The organism is Salinirussus salinus (assembly GCF_009831455.1).
Lineage (GTDB): Archaea > Halobacteriota > Halobacteria > Halobacteriales > Haloarculaceae > Salinirussus > Salinirussus salinus.
The window spans coordinates 577,580-593,543 of sequence record NZ_WOWO01000002.1; the positions used below are offsets into that span (position 1 = coordinate 577,580).

Below are 15,964 nucleotides of genomic sequence, written 5' to 3' on the forward strand. Positions count from 1 at the left end.
CCCAAGGAAAAGGGTTGTCGTCTATTCGAACGCGCCGAGACTCGACTGGAGGCGCCGGTCGCTCTCTCCCTCGCGCACCTCGTAGCCCACGAGGTCCCGCATGTCGACTGCGTAGGTACTCCCGCCACGCGCGAGCACCAGCACCCGCCCCTTCGTGCCGCGGACCTCCCCGGTCGCCATCGTCTCCCGGACCGGTCGGTCCGTCAGGTCCAGGCCGTACGCGAACTCGAACGTGTCGAGCACCTCGAAACCGGCGAGCAGGTCCGCCCACGCGCCGGTGTCGACGGAGCGGTGCAGCCCTTCGACCTTGGTCGGAACGCGGACGCTGTCGCCCACGTCAGCCGCGATCTCCGCCTCGACCTGCCGGGCGACCCGCCCGTCCGCGACCGTCCGGAGGTGGGCAGCGCGGTCCGCGCCCTGCTCGCGCAGCCGCTCCCGGAGGCGCCAGGAGCGGGTGACGCCGACCTTGAACGTGGCCGGTGCGAAGGCTGCGAGGTAGACGGCGTGTTCCTCGCGGCAGCTCTCCAGGGGCAGGTCACAGTCCCCGGTACAGCGCGCACAGGGCCAGCGGCCGGTGTGGGACGGGCAATAGGGCGCCTCGCTCGCGTCGCAGGGACGGTGCCCCTCCCCGGTGAGCGTCCCCGCACAGCGGCGGTCTCCAAGCGAGTACGCCAGGTCCGTCCCCCGAGTGAGCGGGACCGCCTCGACGTCGCCGTCGGTCGCGACCAGCAGGCTCGCGTAGTCGGCGTCGCCAGCGGCCGTCACGTAGCCGACGATCTGCACACGCGACCGTTGGGGTGGCCGGTCATTAGCCCTGTTGTTCTACGGGCCGACCGGCCCGGGACGGCTCACAGGGCGACCCCGGCGCCGACGACGGCGAGACCGACGACCAGCAACAGCGCCCCGCTGACGAGCCCGCCGTAGTGGATGAACCCCCTGACCGCCTCGTCGCCGTGTCGCAGCCGACGCATCCCGACCCAGGGTCCCGTCCCGCGGAGGAACCACCCCTCGACCTCGACGTCCTCGCCGATGAGTTCGGGCACCCGCCGCAGCGCGAACAGGAAGTTGCCCAGCAGGGGCAGCCAGCTCTCGTATTTGAGGTACATCAGTCCCGTCCGGTCCTGGAACATCAGGTCCTCCGAGAACCGGTAGCCGGCCTGCCCGCGGCCGATGAGTTCGCCGTCGAGTTCGACCGGCCGGCCCCGGACCGGCGAGGCGTAGGGGTCCGCGAGCGCCTCGATCACGGTGGTCGGCTCGCTCGCGCTCCGAGGGTACTTGTAGAGCGCGAGCGCGACCTGCCCGACACCGAAGGCCGCGAGCCAGCCGCCGGCGAGCCAGAACCACGAGAACGCGACCGCCTCCGCGAGCACCGCCCCCAGATAGAACAGGGGGTAGCCGGCCGCGAGCAGCCCCGGCAGGGCGAGCATCCCCACGTCCCTGAAGAAGCCGCGGTACATACGCCCGCGGTCGATGGCAAACCGCGAGAGGATGTCGTCGAAATCGAAGCGCCGGGCGCCGTCCATCCCCGAGAGCGCGCGGACCCGCTTGCCCGTCAGCGGGTGGGTAGAGTTGAGTTCCAGCACCCGCGCCCAGGGGTTCTTGAGGTCGTAGAGAAACGACCGAAGCAGGAGGTCCTCGTCGCCGACGGCCTGGCGGACGTTGTGGTAGACCAGCCCGTCGTCGCGGCTGTTGGCGACGTCCATGATCCCGATGTTGCGGGTGGCCTTGGCGAGCTCCGGGCTGTCCTCGCTGGTGACGATCCCGTAGGCGATCTTCACCAGCGCCGAGGAGAGGGCGTCGGGGTGGGTCTTCTCGCCCGCAAAGCTGTCCGCGGCGTACTCCCGGACGCGGCTGAGGTAGAGGACGATGTACTCCCCGAAGAACCACAGCACGTAGGAGAGGACGGCGACGCCGAAGAGGATGGGCGCGGCGCGGTTGCGACTGTCCCCGGACCCGGTCGCCGAGCCGAAGCGCCAGGCATAGATCGCCACCAGATACAGCACCTGGACCAGCGTGTTGGCGAGCGTCATGATGATGAAGTCGCGGCTGGTGACGTGGCCGAGTTCGTGAGCCACGACGCTTGAGACCTCCTCGTCGTCGAGATACTCGAAACAGCCCTCGGTCAGGACGACCCGGGCGTTGAACCGCGCGGAGCCGTACGTGAAGGCGTTGGGGTTGCGGTCCTGGATCAGCCCGAGCTTGGGCGTGTCGTAGCCGTACTCGGCGGTGACGTCCTCGATGACCCGCGCCGAGGCGGGGCTGCGCTCGCGGAACGCTTCCAAGTCGACCCACTCCATGTCGTAGAGGTACCGGTAGACGAAGTCGTTGATCCGCGGCGAGACGAGCAACATCCCGAAATTGAACAGGACGACAAGCGCGATGGCGATGGGGAGGCTGACGGTCCCGAACGCGAGCATCAGCCCGACGACGACCGCGAAGACAAACGAGGAGAGCAAGCCGAGCGTGAGGACCGTCGCGAGGGCGCGGCGCATACCCCGACTGGCGACGGGACGGACTATAAATATCGCCCCGTTACCGGAGGGTGGACTCCGTGCCGGGCGCGGTTTACAGTTCCGCGAGCAGCTCCCGCGTGGCCCGCCGGACAGCGTCGTCGCTCGACTGGGTTGGCTCCCAGCCCAGTCCGGCCAGTTTCTCGATAGAGAGGCGCATCCGCGGGACGTCGCCGGTCCAGCCGCGGTCGCCGCCCGTGTGCTCGTAGTCGGGGTCGAGGCCCATCTCCTCCGCGACGATGTCGGCGATCCGGTCGACGCTGGTGGTGGTGCGGGTCCCGAGGTTGTAGACGTTCAGGTCGCGGTCGGCGCGGTCGATGACGTGACACATCGCGTCGACGCACTCCTCGATGTGCATGTACGACTTCTCCTGGCGGCCGTCACCGAGGATCGTCAGCTCCTCGGGGTCCTCGCGCAATTTCTCGATGAAATCAGGAATGACGGCCCCGCGCAGCCGCGGGCCCACGATGTTGGCAAACCGGAAGACGTGAGCCCGGATCCCGTGGCTGTGAGCGTACGTCGAGACCAGTGACTCCTCGGCGACCTTCCCGGCGGCGTAGGGGCTGATCGGCTCCAGGGGCGCGTAGTCCTCGGGCGTGGGTCGGGGGGCCTCGCCGTAGACCGTCGAGGAGGAGGTGAAGGCGAGTTCGTCGACGCCGACCTCGTCCATCCGCTCGAGGACGTTGTAGGTCATGGCGGTGTTGTCCTCGAACTGCGCCCGGGGCCGGTCGGTGTCGACGGCCTTCGAGGCCGCGAAGTGGAAGACGGCGTCCACGTCGGAGGTGAGCACGTCCGCCACCACGTCGGGGTCGGTGCAGTCGCCCTCGACGAATTCCGCGGCGTCGGGAGCCCAGTCGGCGTCGCCGTTCGAGCAGTCGTCGACGACCACGACGTCGTTGTCCGCGACGAGTCGGTCGGCGAGGTGGCTGCCGACGAAGCCCGCCCCGCCGGTGACGAGCACGCGCGAGCCCGTGAGGTCCATATCTCGGAGTCCACAGGCAGGTCAATGTGTGTTGCGGTTGGGTGGCCGAGCGGGCGTGACGGGCGGACTCAGGTGATGTCGGCCCGCCGGAAGAGCGCGACGGCGAGCGCGACGCCGCCGACCGCGGCGCCCAGCAGTATCACCGCGCCGGCGGGGTCGTACGCCCCGCGCAGGAGGACCCCCGTTGGGTCGAAGTACCGGGTCGGGCTGACGGCCCCGAGCCAGCCGACGTCGCCGACCGAGGCGAGCGACTCGACGAGAAAGAGCCCGAAGACGAGGCCGAGCGCCCCGCGGCTGGCCGTGCTCTCCCGCGAGACGAGCACGGACAGGAGGAGGCCGAGCGCCGCCGTCGTGAGGAAGTAGGGCACCGAGAGGAGGTGGACCGCGAGGACCCGTTCGACCGGCACGGGCTCGCCGACGACGGCGATGGCTGGCAACACCACGAGCGGGGTGACGACGTTGACGGCGACCATCGTCGGGACCAGCGAGAGGTACCGTTCGATGACGAGCCGGGCTCGCGAGAGCGGCGTCGCCAGCCAGAGGTCGATCCCCCGGTCCTCGACGTCGCCGGCGACCAGCGAGCCCGCGCGGTAACCGAAGTAGACCCCGAGCAGGATGACCCACCCGAACTGGTAGAGCTCCGTCGCGAGAAACCCCTCGATGGTGCCGAAGGAGTCGATGCCGAAGGCCTCCCGGAAGGCCGGCGGGAGGTTCGCGATGTACTCCTCCAGGGCTGCACTCGACGTTCGCACCGAGGGGAAGAAGGCGACCATGAGCAGTCCGAGCAACGCCACGAGCACGGAGAGGACGACCGTCCCCCGCACCCGCCGGCTGGCCTCGTAGCGAGTGACCTCAAACATCGTCGCCCCCCTTCGTGTCGGTCTCCCGAGGGTCGGTCTCTGCGGTGTCGATCCCCTGAGCGCCGGTTCCCGTGGTGTCGGCTCCCGGGTCGGCGGAACCCCGCGGCCCGCTTCCGGTCTCGTCGGACTCCGCCCCCTCGCTCTCGTCGTAGAACCGCATGAACACCTCCTCCAGGGGCGCCTCCTCGATCTCCAGGTCGAGCACGGAGAACTCCGAGAGGCGGTCGACCAGCCTGTCGTACTGTCCGGTGAACACGAAGCGGACGCCGTCGTCGACGGTCAGGTCGTGGACGCCCGGGAGGTCGAAATCGCCGCGGTCGACCGCTCCCTCGACCCGGACGGAGACGAGCCGCCCGCTCCGGTCGAGCAGGTCCTCGACGTCGGCGAGCTCGACCAGCCGCCCGTCGCGGATGATCCCCACCCGGTCACAGACCCGCCGGACCTCGCTGAGGACGTGCGAGGAGAAAAAGACCGTCGTCCCGCGGTCGGTCTCCCGCTCGATGAAGTCGTTGAAGCTGGCCTGCCTGAGCGGGTCCAGCCCGGAGGTGGGCTCGTCCATGACCGCCAGGTCGGGGTCGTGCATGAACGCCTGGACGATGCCGAGCATCTGCCGGTTCCCGCGGGAGTACTCCCCGATGGGGCGGTCCAGCGGCGGGTCGAACATATCCAGTAGCTCCCCGCGCCGGCTGTCGCCTTTGAGTTCGGCCTGGAGGTCGAGAAACCGCCGGCCGGTGACGTCGCCGTCGAAGGCGGGGTCGCCGGGCAAATACCCGATCCGTTCCTTGGCAGCGAGCAGTTCGGACTCCTCGCGGATGTCGTGGCCGAGCACCTCTGCCGTGCCGGCCGTCGGCGACATGAACCCCAGAAGCGTCCGGATCAGCGTCGTCTTGCCGGCGCCGTTCGGGCCGAGAAACCCGAAGACCTCTCCGGCGTCGACGCTGAAGGAGACGTCCTCGACCCCGCGGACGTCGCCGTAGTAACGCGTCAGGTCGGAGACCGTTATCGCGACCATCGCCGAATCCTCGCGGCGGGCCGGGATAAAACCGGGTGGCAAGACGGTCGGTCCGGCAGCGACCGAAAACCGTTTGCCGCGTGTCACGAATGGGACGCATGCGCGTCGTCGTCAACGCGGCCGCGAGCGTCGACGGGAAGCTCTCCACCCGCGAGCGCGAGCAGATCGAGATCAGCGGCCCCGCCGATTTCCACCGGGTCGACCGCCTGCGCGCCGAGAGCGACGCCGTCATGGTGGGCGTCGGGACCGTCGTCGCCGACGACCCCTCGCTGACCGTCAAGGACGCCGACCTGCGGGCGGAGCGCCACGAGCGGGGCGAGCCGCCGAACCCCGCTCGCGTCGTCGCGGACTCGCAGGTCCGGACGCCGATGGACGCCGCCGTGCTGGACGACGAAGCCGAGACCTACCTCCTCGTGAGCGAGGCCGCACCCGCCGACTTCGTCGACGCCATGGAGAGCGCCGGCGCGACCGTCCTCGTCGCCGGCCAGGACCGGGTTGACCTGTCGGTGGCCGTCGCCCGGCTGGCTGCGGAGGGGTTCGACCAGCTCATGGTCGAGGGCGGGGGCGAACTCATCTTCTCGCTGTTCGAGGCGGGGCTGGTCGACGAGCTCTCCGTGTTCGTCGGCTCGACCGTGATCGGGGGTCGGGAGGCGCCGACCCTCGCCGACGGCGAGGGGTTCGTCGGCGACTTCCCGGACCTGGAGCTCCAGTCGGTCGAGCGGCTGGACGAAGGGGTCGTCCTCTCCTACGACGTGCGCGGGACTCCCTGACCGGACAGGGCGTCGCTCACCGCGTCAGTGGTCGTGGCCGGTCATCTCCGCGTAGGACTGGCCAAAGCGCTCCTCGAAGAGGTCCATCGTCGTCTGCTCGGCCTCCTCCAGTTGCGGGTCCACGTCGCCACGGCTGTGGTGGACGATACCGTGGGCCTGCTGGGCAAGCGCGAGCATCGCCATGTCCCCGACTACCTCCGTCGTTCCCTCGCCGTCCTCGGCCAGCAGCCGGACCAGCGCCGTCGGTACAGTCAGTTCGTCGCTCTCGCCGTCTGCCTCCAGTCGGACCGTCGTCGTGTCGGCCATGCCTTCCGTTGTGGGGCCGCGGGTAAACCCTCTTGGGAGTCTGGCGGAAGCCGCCGCCCGGGGCCAACGAATAAGAGTCCTCCCGTCCACGCTTCGGTCGATGAGCACCGACATCCACGACGTGGACGCCGAGACGTACCGGGAGGTCGCGGGCGACGGCCTCACACTGCTGTGGTTCTGGGCGGAGTGGAGCGAGCCGTGCGAGGCGATGGAGCCCGCGGTCGCGGACGCCGCCGCCGAGCACCCCGAACTGTTCGTCGCCCGCGTGGACGCCGAGGACCACGGCGACCTGCTGGCGGAGTTCGGCACCGACTCCGTCCCCACGACGGTCCTGCTGGAGGACGGCGAACCGGTCCGGGTCTTCGAGGGTGGGCTCCCCTCGCTCGAACTGGAGCGGGAACTGCTGGAGCGGACGCCCGCCTGACCGGTTCCCGTCCACCCAGTCGTCGTCCGCCCCACTCAGTCGTCACTCACTCAGTCGTCCGCTCCGCTCAGTCGTCACTCGCTCAGTCGTCGCCCTCGGCGGCCGCCTGGCCGGCCGCGGCCTCGGTCGCGGCGCGGTCCTCGAGGTAGTCGTCGGCGTCGATCGCGGCCTTGCAGCCCATGCCGCCCGCAGTAATGGCCTGCTGGTAGTGGTGGTCCACGACGTCGCCCGCCCCGAAGATGCCCTCGACGGCCGTCTTCGTCTGGCCGCCGCCCTCGCCGCCGCGGGTCTCGACGTACCCCGCCTCGTCCATCTCGACGCCGGTCCCCTCCAGATAGTCGGTGTTCGGGGTGTGGCCGATGGCGTAGAAGACGGCGCCGACGTCCATCTCGAAGGTCTCCGTCCCGGGGGCCTCCAGATTGTCCTTGGGGTAGCCGGTCTCGTTTCGTGCGAGGGTGACGGAGTCGACTCCCTCCTCCTGGCTGCCGTGGATCTCGAGCAGTTCGGTGTTGCGCATGACCTCGATGTCGCCGGCCTCGACGTGCTCCATCACACGGTCGACCCAGTAGTCCTCCGCCCGGAAGTTCTCGCGGCGGTGGGCGATGTAGACGGTGTCGGCGAACTTCGTGAGGAAGGAGGCCTCCTCCATGGCTGCGTCGCCGCCGCCGACGACGAGCATGTCTTCCCCGCGGAAGAAGGCCCCGTCACAGGTCGCACACGTCGAGAGGCCAAAGCCCATCAGGGCGTCCTCGCCGGGGACCCCGAGCGTGCGGGCGCTGGCCCCCGACGCGGCGATGAGCGCGTCGGCGGTGTAGACGTCGCCGTTTTTCAGTTCGACCCGGAACGGCCGGCTGGAGTCGTCGACGTCGGCGACGATGCCGTTTTCCAGCTCCGCACCGAACCGCTCGGCCTGCTGTTCCATCCGCTGGACGAGCTCGGGGCCGCCGACCCCCTCGGGGAAGCCGGGGTAGTTCGCGACGTCGGTCGTGAGCGTCAGTTGCCCGCCGGGCTCGTCGCCTTTCAGCACGAGCGGGTCGTTGTTCGACCGGGCGGCGTAGATGGCGGCAGTCAGTCCAGCGATGCCGGAGCCGGCGATGACCAGCCGGCGGTGCTCGACGGGCTCGTCTGTCATACTGTCCCGTTGGCCCCGGCGTCGTTTGTAGATTGCGCCCTCGTCCGCGGGCGGCACCGAAACTGCTTCCGGGCACCCCGCCGAACGGCCGGCATGGCCGACATCGTCGAGAAAACGGAGCGCTACGAGGACCTGCTCGCGGAGGCGCTTGCGGCCGCGGAGACGGCCGTCCCCGCCGACACGCCGCTCGGGGAGGCCGCTCGGGAGTGCGAGGAGATGGCCCGGTCGTACTTGGAGGACGGCCGCCACTTCCGCGAGGACGAGGACCTGGTCAACGCCCTCGCCGCGTTCTCCTACGGACACGCGTGGCTGGACGCGGGCGCCCGCATCGGGCTGTTCGACGTTCCCGAGGACGGACACCTCTTTACCGTCTGACCGGACCGCCGGCTCAACGGAAAACGGATGGCAAGTTCTCGGGACGAATTTGGGTCTCAGTCGGGAAAGTGGTTATAATCCAACACGACGACCGCTTGGATGGTGTTTCACCGATGAACCGCAGTTCACGACGCGACGTACTCAAGGGGATCGGCGTAGGAACGGCTGCACTCGTCGGCGGCGCAGGCATCGCCAGCGCGAGGCCTCCGAGCGAGGGCGATACTATCGTCGACGTTGCCGTCGCAGCCGACGGGTTCGATGTCTTGGTGGCAGCCGTCCAGGAGGCAGGCCTGGTCAGCGCGCTTTCCGGAAACCGTCAATTGACAGTCTTCGCGCCGACGGACGAAGCCTTCGGAGCGCTGGATGTCACCGCCGATGATATCGGTGACGTCGACTTCGAAGAGGCGGTCGGGTCGTCACTGGTTGAGATCCTCACTTACCACGTTACCCCCGGCCGCCGGAAGGCTGCCTCGGTCGTCAACGCCAACCAGGTGCCGACGCTGAACGGCGCGAAGATCGAGGCGAACGGGACCGACCTCAACGGCGACCAGGCTGATATCGTCGCTACCGACATTGAGGCCTCAAACGGGATCGTCCACGTCATCGACGGTGTCCTCCTCCCTTAGACAGACGAGGCCAACGACGAAGATAAAGAGGACGACGACTGATTGACTGGTCCGGCTGGTAGGTGCAGGTGGCCAACTTCCGCGACCGGTTCTTCCCGTTTCATTGCCGGCGAAAGCCGGTGCGCTTACATTCGTTGCTTGAGACGTAGGGTGTGATGGAGGGCGTCCTCTGGTACGTGCTGTCCGGGACACGCGGGGGCCCCAACCGCGTGCGGATCCTGCGGGCCCTCTCGGACAGACCCAGAAACGCCAACCAGCTCGCCGAAGACCTCGACCTCGATTACAAGACGGTGCGTCACCACCTAGACGTCCTCGTCGACAACGGGCTGGTGACGAGTACTGGCGACGACTACGGGGCAGTCTACCTGCCCAGCGACCAGGTGGAACACCACTGGGAGACCGTCGAGGAGATCGCCGAGGAGGTAACATAGTATGGTCGAAATTGGGAAAGCCGTTATACGGCAATACGGGAAAGGGAGAGACAGATGGCGTTCTGGATGAACGTCGCCGGGGGCGCCGCGGCGGTCAACGTCGTCGTGCTGCTGGTGCTCGTCGGCGTGTGGGTGCGCAACTACCGGGCGCTCCGGTCGAAGCACGCGCTGGGCCTGGCGGTCTTCGGCGTGCTCTTGCTCGCGGAGAACGGCCTGGCGCTGTACTACTACGTCCTCGACCCGGCGGTCGCCGAACTGCTTCGCAGCGCCGCTCCCGTCGCCGGGCGCGCGATGTCCGCAGTCCAGATTCTGGAGCTTCTGGGCCTGCTCTTTCTGGCCTGGGTCACCTGGGACTGACCGGCTGACAGGGCCGGGTCCGGGCTTCCGGCTCCCGCACACGGGTCGTCGTCCGGGTGGGTACCCGAGCCCAAGTCCGAACAGAATTGGGTGAGAGTCGGGTAACTTTTCGGGAATCTTTCATAATCCGATAGACTCCCGATCCAGTCGATGTCAGACCTCAACCGGAGACAGATGTTGGCAGCACTGGGTGGCGCGGCGGCCGTCAGCCTGGCCGGCTGTGCCGGCGGCGACGACGGTGGCGACGGGACCGACACCGAAACGGAAAGTGGCGGCATGGGGACGATGACAGAGTCGGGCGGCGGGATGGAGACGGAAGACGACGCGGGGACCGAGACGCCGTCCGGCACAGCGCGGGTCCGCGCCGCACACATGTCCCCGGACGCGCCGAACGTCGATATTTACGTCGACGGAAACGCCGCTCTGGAGGACGTCCCGTTCCGGGCGGTCAGCGACTACCTGGAGGTGCCCGCCGGCCCCCACCAGTTCACGATAACCGAGGCCGGCAACCAGGACAACGCCGTCTTCGACCAGGAGGTGCCTCTCGAGGCAGAGGACTACACGCTCGTCGCGGCGGGCGAGCTGACGAGCGAGGACACCGACTTCCAGGTGCTCCCGCTGGTCGACGACAACTCCGACCCCGGCGGGAACCAGGCCCGTCTGCGGGCCGTCCACGTCTCCCCCGACGCCGGCGCCGTCGACGTGACGGTCAGCGCCGGTGCGGTCCTGTTCGACGGTGTCGGGTTCACCGACGCCGGCTACGTCTCCGTGGAGGCCAACGACTACACCGCCCAGATCCGCCCGGACACGATGGAAAACGACGGGGAGGTCGTCTACGACGCGGACGTCTCGCTGAACGGCGGGACCGTCTACACCGCCTTCGCCTCTGGCTACCTCTCGCCCGACGACGAGCCGGCAGACGAGGGCTTCGAACTCACCGTCGTTCAGGACGCGAGCACCTGACCCCGCGACTCCCTTCTCCCCGGAGGGAACGGGGATGGTTACCACGCGACACCAAAAGATTTATAAGGTTTTCGGACTAACTAACAGTCAACGAGCCTGGGAGGCGGTATTTATTCCTTGCTTCCCCAGCGCGTCGGAGAGTCAATCATGAGCGAATCACCACCCAGCATACGGACGTCCGAGCGAACAGAGAGCGAGCGAACAGACGAGCGGGAGGAGTCGGAGGAGCTGGTCTGCCCGGAGTGTGGCGGCTCGCTCATCAGCGACGCGGAGCACGGGGAGACGGTCTGTGAGGAGTGTGGCCTGGTCGTCGAGGAAGACGAGATCGACCCCGGCCCGGAGTGGCGCGCCTTCGACTCCAGCGAGCGCGACCAGAAGTCCCGCGTCGGTGCGCCGACCACCCAGATGATGCACGACAAGGGGCTGTCCACGAACATCGGCTGGCAGGACAAGGACGCCTACGGGAATGCCCTCTCCAGCCGCCAGCGCGAAAAGATGCAGCGGCTCCGCACCTGGAACGAGCGGTTCCGCACGCGGGACTCGAAAGAACGGAACCTCAAGCAGGCACTCGGCGAGATCGACCGGATGGCCTCCGCGCTCGGCCTCCCCGAGAACGTCCGCGAGACCGCCTCGGTCATCTACCGTCGGGCCCTGGACGAAAACCTCCTGCCCGGCCGCTCCATCGAGGGCGTCTCCACGGCGGCGCTGTACGCGGCCGCCCGCCAGGCCGGCACCCCCCGCTCGCTCGACGAGATCGCCACTGTCTCCCGCGTCGAGAAGATGGAGCTGACCCGGACCTACCGCTACATCATCCGGGAGCTGAACCTGGAGATCCAGCCCGCGGACCCGAAGAGCTACGTCCCCCGCTTCGCCTCGGACCTGGACCTTTCGGAGGAGTCCGAGCGCCGCGCCCGCCAGCTACTCGACGCCGCCAAGGAGCAGGGCGTGATCAGCGGCAAGTCACCAGTCGGGCTCGCGGCCGCCGCGGTGTATGCCGCCTCGCTTCTCACCAACGAGAAGGTCACCCAGAGCGAGGTCTCGGAGGTCGCCGATATCTCCGAGGTCACCATCCGCAACCGGTACAAGGAGCTGCTGGACGCCGAGAGCGGCGTCCCGGCCTGAGGGGCGGACGCTGTAACGGGTCCGGGGCCGAGCCGTGATACTCCGGCACAACCTTTTTCCACCGTTCGCGCGTGTGAGTGTCACGCATGGAGGAAGCCTACGTTCGGTTGCTCTGTCCGGCGTGTCGCAAGGAGTGGGAGTCGGACCCGTCGGCGCTCCCGCCGGCCGAAGACGGCTTCGACTGCCCGGACTGTTCCGAGCACCGTCCGCTCTCGGAGTTTCTGCGGACGGAACACGACCTGCGGACGCTCCAGGAGCTGCGGTAGCCGGGGCTCGCCGACGTCCGACGGCTAGCCGCTGGTCGCCGACCGGGCCCCGCAGGCCTCACACCGGAGAACGACCGCCCCCTGCTCGCGGTCGAGCTGCGTGTCCGGCAGTCCACACTCCGGGCAGAGAACGTACTCCTCGGCGTAGGCCTCGATGGCCTCCCGGATCCGGCGCTGGTCGAACTCGCCGGTGAGCCGGGCGCGCTCGCTCTCGTCGATGTGGCCGCTCGTCCCGAGTTCGTCCTGGAGGAACTTGAAGACGTGTTCGGGCTCGCGCCCGAAGTCCCCACAGACCGTCCGGAAGTTCTCGAAGACGGTGACGTTCCCCTCCTGTCGCACCTCCGGGTCCGGCACCTCGAACCGGTCGCCGCTGCCCTCGATCTCCGGCGTCTCCTCGATCCCGCGCTCGAGCATCTCGTCGTAGTCCATATCGGGTCAAAACGGAGGGCAAAAAATAAGCCTGACTACGTCGGCTCGCGGCCGGTCAGGCGGTTTGCCGGTCGCCGTCGTCCTCGTGGCTCACCACCTCGGCAGGGACGCCGGCGACGGTCGCGCCCGGCGGGACGTCCTCCGTGACGAGGGAGTTCGCCGCCACACGCGCCCCCTCGCCGACGCGCACGCCCGGGAGGACGATGGCGCCCGCGCCGACCATCGCGCCCTCGCCGACGACCACCGTCCCCGTCCGGTACTCGTCGACCAGGAACTCGTGACAGAGCAGCGTCGCGTCGTAGCCGATGACGGCGTCGTCCTCGACGGTGATGAGGTCCGGCCAGAAGACGTCCGGCGTCGACTCCAGCCCCCAGGCGACCCGCTCCCCGACGGTGACGCCGAGCCGGCGCAGCAGCCACCGCTTGAGCCGGAGGCTCGGCGAGACCCGACAGACGAGGATGACCGCGTAGTTGACCATCACCCGGAGTGGGTTCCGGTGGCGGTACCAGCCCCGAAGGGAGTTGCCCGCTCCGGGGGTAGCGTGTGCCGTCACCCGCTCGTGGCGGTCGGATTCACCGGCACCAGTCTCCGGACCGGAACGGGCGCCATCGCGGTCGTGCTGGCCGCCGTCGTCCGGCTCGCTGTCGGCCCCGGGCCCGCCCTCGTCCCCGCGCGTGGCGTCGCTCACGGGCGCCCGTTGTGTCCCCGAGCTAAAGAAACCGCCCAGTCTCCGGCGACAGGCCGCGACCCTCCGTCAGTGACTGCGGGAGGCGAAACCGCTTTGCGTCGGCCGCCGTTGCGGTGAATCATATGCCGCGGGTCTGTCTGCTCGGTGCGACCGACGTCACCCTCCGGTACGAGCTGCTGTCCCGCGAGACAGCCCGCGAGGCGCTGGCGACCTACGACCTCTCGGAGCCCTACGCCAACACGGTCGCCGTCGAGACGGTCAGTCTGGGTGCCGCGGTGGCGCTGTGTAACGACCTGAACTGGTATCTCGTCCGGTTCGCCCGCGACGCGCTGGTCGAGGACCGCTCGGTCAGCGAGACGGAGTGGCTCTCCCGGGAACTGGCGACGGCCATCCGCGACGACGAGGTCGACGCCGAAGGGACGGGGCGGTATCTCCGGGTCTACGGCGTCCGGGAGCGAGAGGAGGGGGCGCCGGAGCTTCTGGACCCGATGTACGTCGCACGGACCGGCGAGACCGTCCCGGAGTACGACCTCCACGAGGTCGAGGACACGCTGCGGGTCCGTGTGACCGAAGCCGAGTTCGAGGCCTGAAGCGGCCGGGACGGCCCTCAGTCGTCGAACAGCCCCGTCGAGAGGTACCGCTCGCCGGAGTCCCAGTAGACGGTCACCACGAGCGGGCCGTCCTCGCCGCCGACCCCCGCCTCGCGCAGACGCTTTGCGACCCGTTTGGCGGCGAGATTCGACGCTCCGGAGGACTGCCCGACCAGCACCCCTTCCTCGCGGGCGAGCCGGCGACACTCCTCCTCGGCTGCCGCCAGGTTGACGGTCTCCACGTCGTCGAGCAGGTCCACGTCGAGGTTCTCGCTGACAAAGCCCGGCCCCATCCCCTGGAAGTCGTCCGCACCGGGCTCGTCGCCCGAGAGGACCGCGTTCTCCTCGGGCTCGACGGCCACGACCTCGATGTCCGGGTACTCCTCGCGGAGCCGGCGGCCGATGCCGGTGACCGTTCCCCCGGTGCCGACGCCGGCGACCAGGGCGTCGACGGTCCGGTCGCCCACCTGCTCGAGTATCTCCGGGCCCGTCGTCTCGTAGTGGGAGTCGGGGTTGGCGGGGTTCTCGAACTGGCGCATCTGGACGTACCCCTCCTGGGCGTCGAGTTCGTCCGCGCGCTCCCGGCAGTCGCTGATGTCGCCGTCGACGAGTTCGAGGTCGGCACCGTAGGCGTCCATGATCTGGCGGCGCTCGGGGGACTTCGAGGAGGGCATGATGATCGTCACGTCGTAGCCCTTCGCGGCGCCCACCATCGCCAGGCCGATGCCGGTGTTGCCGCTGGTCGGTTCGACGATCGTGTCGCCGGGAGTCAGGTCGCCGGCCTCCTCGGCCGCGGCCACCATTGCGCGGGCAGGCCGGTCCTTCGCGGACCCGCCGGGGTTGAACGACTCCACCTTCGCCGCGACGGTCGTTCCCGGGGGGCCGTCGACCCGGACCAGCGGCGAGCCGATGGCGTCGATGATGCTGTCGTGCATTACCCGGGCCTTGGCGGGCCCCCCGTTAAACCCTCCCGCCGACGGCACGGCCTGCCGGCGGCGGTAGCGGCGGGCTGGGGGAATCTTCAGCCGCGGTACGCCCGCGAACAGTATCGTCCGCCAGTCTGTGTCGGGACTCCCTCTCGATAAGACCTAATAGCTTCTAATACAAACGAATACTCAAGATGCCCATCTCGAAAGACGAGTTTCTGTCTATCGACGAGGACGGGCCGTCGCTCCCCGACCTCGCGCCGGACACCACCCAGGGTGCGGTGTATCGCTTCCTCCTCGAGCACGCCGACCAGGCATTTCGGCAGCGGGAGGTCGTCGACGCCGTCGACGTGCCCGAGGGAAGCCTCGGCCCGACGCTGAAACGTCTCGAGGAACACGGCCTCGTCGAGCACCGCGACCGGTTCTGGACGATCGCCGACGCCGAGCACGCGGTCGCGTCGGCAGGGATGCACGCCGCCGCTGCGGCTGACGACATCGACGGTGGGTTCTCCGACGACGATGTCGAGGCCTGGATGGAGACCGCCGTCGACCCCATCGAGTCACCGACCGAGCAGGACGACGAGGAGTCGTGATCCCGGATGGCTGACCGTGGTACTGTCGTCTGGGCTCCCGATCCGTTCAAAACGGACGGCGGGAACCCCCGCCCGTGGCTGGTCGTTTCCGGCGAGCGGATGCCCTATCCCGACGAGGAATCGATCGCCGTCGCGTTCACGACGCAGCCCCACCACGCGGGCAGCCTCGCCGTGCCGAGCGAGGCGTGGGTCCGTGGCGAACCAGGTCAGCAGAGCTACGTATTGCCCTGGACGGTCGCCACGCTGAAAGACAACCTCCACGTCGTCGGCCGACAAGGCTCGGTCACCGACGAGTTCACCGAACAGGTTACGACGGCCACGATCTCGTACTTGGACAGAGAGGCTGCTGACCCCGCATGATCGACGATGCAACCGGCCAGGAATCCTCAGAACGGCTGCTGCGAATCTCCCTCGAACGCTATCTCCAGAACAAGGGCAAGGATCGCGGCGGCGAACGCGGCAACGACGACTGGACCGGGATCGTCCCCGAGAACGCCGCTCGCAGCACGGGGGCAAGAGTTATTCCCGGACGCGGCCTCGCACCACACGAACCGGATGCCGGACGGACCTGTTTCCACCAGTAGACGGCGAGTGCTCACAGT

The 15,964-nt window shown here is 68.7% G+C and carries 23 protein-coding genes; 13 read left to right on the plus strand and 10 right to left on the minus strand.

What is annotated here, in order from left to right; translation table 11 throughout:
• Window positions 1-21: 21 nt before the first annotated feature.
• The 5 genes from GN153_RS06105 to GN153_RS06125 all read right to left on the minus strand — a co-directional run bounded on the left by GN153_RS06105 (window position 22) and on the right by GN153_RS06125 (window position 5,364).
• A complete protein-coding gene (locus tag GN153_RS06105) occupies window positions 22-783 on the minus strand; it encodes a DUF2797 domain-containing protein (protein WP_159900820.1) in 762 nt (253 codons plus the stop codon).
• Window positions 784-848: 65 nt separating this feature from the next.
• Window positions 849-2,492 carry a M48 family metalloprotease gene (locus tag GN153_RS06110; RefSeq protein WP_159900822.1) on the minus strand — a complete coding sequence of 548 codons (1,644 nt, stop codon included), beginning with the start codon at window positions 2,490-2,492 and terminating at the stop codon, window positions 849-851.
• Between the two features lie 73 nt (window positions 2,493-2,565).
• Window positions 2,566-3,492 carry an NAD-dependent epimerase/dehydratase family protein gene (locus GN153_RS06115; RefSeq protein WP_159900824.1) on the minus strand — a complete coding sequence of 309 codons (927 nt, stop codon included), beginning with the start codon at window positions 3,490-3,492 and terminating at the stop codon, window positions 2,566-2,568.
• Window positions 3,493-3,560: 68 nt separating this feature from the next.
• On the minus strand, window positions 3,561-4,352 hold the full coding sequence (locus GN153_RS06120) for an ABC transporter permease subunit (protein ID WP_159900826.1): 792 nt from the start codon (window positions 4,350-4,352) through the stop codon (window positions 3,561-3,563).
• A complete protein-coding gene (locus tag GN153_RS06125) occupies window positions 4,345-5,364 on the minus strand; it encodes an ABC transporter ATP-binding protein (protein ID WP_159900828.1) in 1,020 nt (339 codons plus the stop codon). The genes GN153_RS06120 and GN153_RS06125 overlap by 8 nt, the downstream gene beginning before the upstream one ends.
• Window positions 5,365-5,462: 98 nt before the next feature.
• Between GN153_RS06125 and GN153_RS06130 the strand changes: the two genes are divergently transcribed.
• Window positions 5,463-6,134, plus strand: a complete 672-nt coding sequence (locus GN153_RS06130) for a 2,5-diamino-6-(ribosylamino)-4(3H)-pyrimidinone 5'-phosphate reductase (RefSeq protein ID WP_159902204.1) — start codon at window positions 5,463-5,465, stop codon at window positions 6,132-6,134.
• Window positions 6,135-6,158: 24 nt separating this feature from the next.
• Here GN153_RS06130 and GN153_RS06135 read toward each other — a convergent pair whose 3' ends face one another.
• A complete protein-coding gene (locus GN153_RS06135) occupies window positions 6,159-6,440 on the minus strand; it encodes a DUF7545 family protein (RefSeq protein WP_159900830.1) in 282 nt (93 codons plus the stop codon).
• 100 nt (window positions 6,441-6,540) lie between these two features.
• Between GN153_RS06135 and GN153_RS06140 the strand changes: the two genes are divergently transcribed.
• Window positions 6,541-6,864: a thioredoxin family protein gene (locus tag GN153_RS06140; protein ID WP_159900832.1), complete on the plus strand. Its 324-nt coding sequence runs from the start codon at window positions 6,541-6,543 to the stop codon at window positions 6,862-6,864.
• An 82-nt stretch (window positions 6,865-6,946) separates the two neighbouring features.
• On the opposite strand, the gene GN153_RS06145 is transcribed toward GN153_RS06140, so the two are convergent.
• Window positions 6,947-7,996, minus strand: a complete 1,050-nt coding sequence (locus GN153_RS06145) for an NAD(P)/FAD-dependent oxidoreductase (protein ID WP_159900834.1) — start codon at window positions 7,994-7,996, stop codon at window positions 6,947-6,949.
• Between the two features lie 93 nt (window positions 7,997-8,089).
• Between GN153_RS06145 and GN153_RS06150 the strand changes: the two genes are divergently transcribed.
• From GN153_RS06150 to GN153_RS06180, 7 genes are all read left to right on the plus strand, one after another.
• On the plus strand, window positions 8,090-8,371 hold the full coding sequence (locus GN153_RS06150) for a DUF357 domain-containing protein (RefSeq protein ID WP_159900836.1): 282 nt from the start codon (window positions 8,090-8,092) through the stop codon (window positions 8,369-8,371).
• A 113-nt stretch (window positions 8,372-8,484) separates the two neighbouring features.
• Window positions 8,485-8,997 carry a fasciclin domain-containing protein gene (locus GN153_RS06155; RefSeq protein WP_159900838.1) on the plus strand — a complete coding sequence of 171 codons (513 nt, stop codon included), beginning with the start codon at window positions 8,485-8,487 and terminating at the stop codon, window positions 8,995-8,997.
• A gap of 155 nt (window positions 8,998-9,152) precedes the next feature.
• Complete coding sequence (locus GN153_RS06160) at window positions 9,153-9,428, plus strand: ArsR/SmtB family transcription factor (RefSeq protein WP_159900840.1); 276 nt, start codon at window positions 9,153-9,155, stop codon at window positions 9,426-9,428.
• A gap of 54 nt (window positions 9,429-9,482) precedes the next feature.
• Window positions 9,483-9,785 carry a hypothetical protein gene (locus GN153_RS06165; protein WP_159900842.1) on the plus strand — a complete coding sequence of 101 codons (303 nt, stop codon included), beginning with the start codon at window positions 9,483-9,485 and terminating at the stop codon, window positions 9,783-9,785.
• Window positions 9,786-9,935: 150 nt separating this feature from the next.
• The gene (locus tag GN153_RS06170) at window positions 9,936-10,748 is read left to right on the plus strand and encodes a DUF4397 domain-containing protein (RefSeq protein ID WP_159900844.1); all 813 of its coding nucleotides are present in this window, start codon (window positions 9,936-9,938) and stop codon (window positions 10,746-10,748) included.
• A 147-nt stretch (window positions 10,749-10,895) separates the two neighbouring features.
• The gene (locus tag GN153_RS06175) at window positions 10,896-11,870 is read left to right on the plus strand and encodes a transcription initiation factor IIB (RefSeq protein ID WP_159900846.1); all 975 of its coding nucleotides are present in this window, start codon (window positions 10,896-10,898) and stop codon (window positions 11,868-11,870) included.
• A gap of 86 nt (window positions 11,871-11,956) precedes the next feature.
• Entirely contained in the window at window positions 11,957-12,136 is a 180-nt protein-coding gene (locus GN153_RS06180) for a DUF7836 family putative zinc-binding protein (protein ID WP_159900848.1), read from the plus strand.
• 24 nt (window positions 12,137-12,160) lie between these two features.
• On the opposite strand, the gene GN153_RS06185 is transcribed toward GN153_RS06180, so the two are convergent.
• Entirely contained in the window at window positions 12,161-12,565 is a 405-nt protein-coding gene (locus GN153_RS06185; protein ID WP_159900850.1) for a translation initiation factor IF-2 subunit beta, read from the minus strand.
• Between the two features lie 55 nt (window positions 12,566-12,620).
• A complete protein-coding gene (locus GN153_RS06190; RefSeq protein ID WP_236544785.1) occupies window positions 12,621-13,118 on the minus strand; it encodes an acyltransferase in 498 nt (165 codons plus the stop codon).
• A 257-nt stretch (window positions 13,119-13,375) separates the two neighbouring features.
• Between GN153_RS06190 and GN153_RS06195 the strand changes: the two genes are divergently transcribed.
• Window positions 13,376-13,843 (plus strand): DUF5804 family protein, encoded by a 468-nt coding sequence (locus GN153_RS06195; RefSeq protein WP_159900854.1) that lies wholly within the window; start codon window positions 13,376-13,378, stop codon window positions 13,841-13,843.
• Between the two features lie 17 nt (window positions 13,844-13,860).
• On the opposite strand, the gene GN153_RS06200 is transcribed toward GN153_RS06195, so the two are convergent.
• Window positions 13,861-14,778 carry a PLP-dependent cysteine synthase family protein gene (locus GN153_RS06200; protein WP_159900856.1) on the minus strand — a complete coding sequence of 306 codons (918 nt, stop codon included), beginning with the start codon at window positions 14,776-14,778 and terminating at the stop codon, window positions 13,861-13,863.
• Window positions 14,779-14,963: 185 nt separating this feature from the next.
• Between GN153_RS06200 and GN153_RS17455 the strand changes: the two genes are divergently transcribed.
• The 3 genes from GN153_RS17455 to GN153_RS06215 are packed head-to-tail and all read left to right on the plus strand — an operon-like array spanning window position 14,964 to window position 15,946.
• Window positions 14,964-15,362: a MarR family transcriptional regulator gene (locus GN153_RS17455; protein ID WP_201287814.1), complete on the plus strand. Its 399-nt coding sequence runs from the start codon at window positions 14,964-14,966 to the stop codon at window positions 15,360-15,362.
• A gap of 6 nt (window positions 15,363-15,368) precedes the next feature.
• Window positions 15,369-15,722: a type II toxin-antitoxin system PemK/MazF family toxin gene (locus GN153_RS06210; protein ID WP_159900858.1), complete on the plus strand. Its 354-nt coding sequence runs from the start codon at window positions 15,369-15,371 to the stop codon at window positions 15,720-15,722.
• Window positions 15,719-15,946 carry a hypothetical protein gene (locus GN153_RS06215; RefSeq protein WP_159900860.1) on the plus strand — a complete coding sequence of 76 codons (228 nt, stop codon included), beginning with the start codon at window positions 15,719-15,721 and terminating at the stop codon, window positions 15,944-15,946. Before GN153_RS06210 ends, GN153_RS06215 begins: the two co-directional genes overlap by 4 nt.
• Window positions 15,947-15,964: the final 18 nt, after the last annotated feature.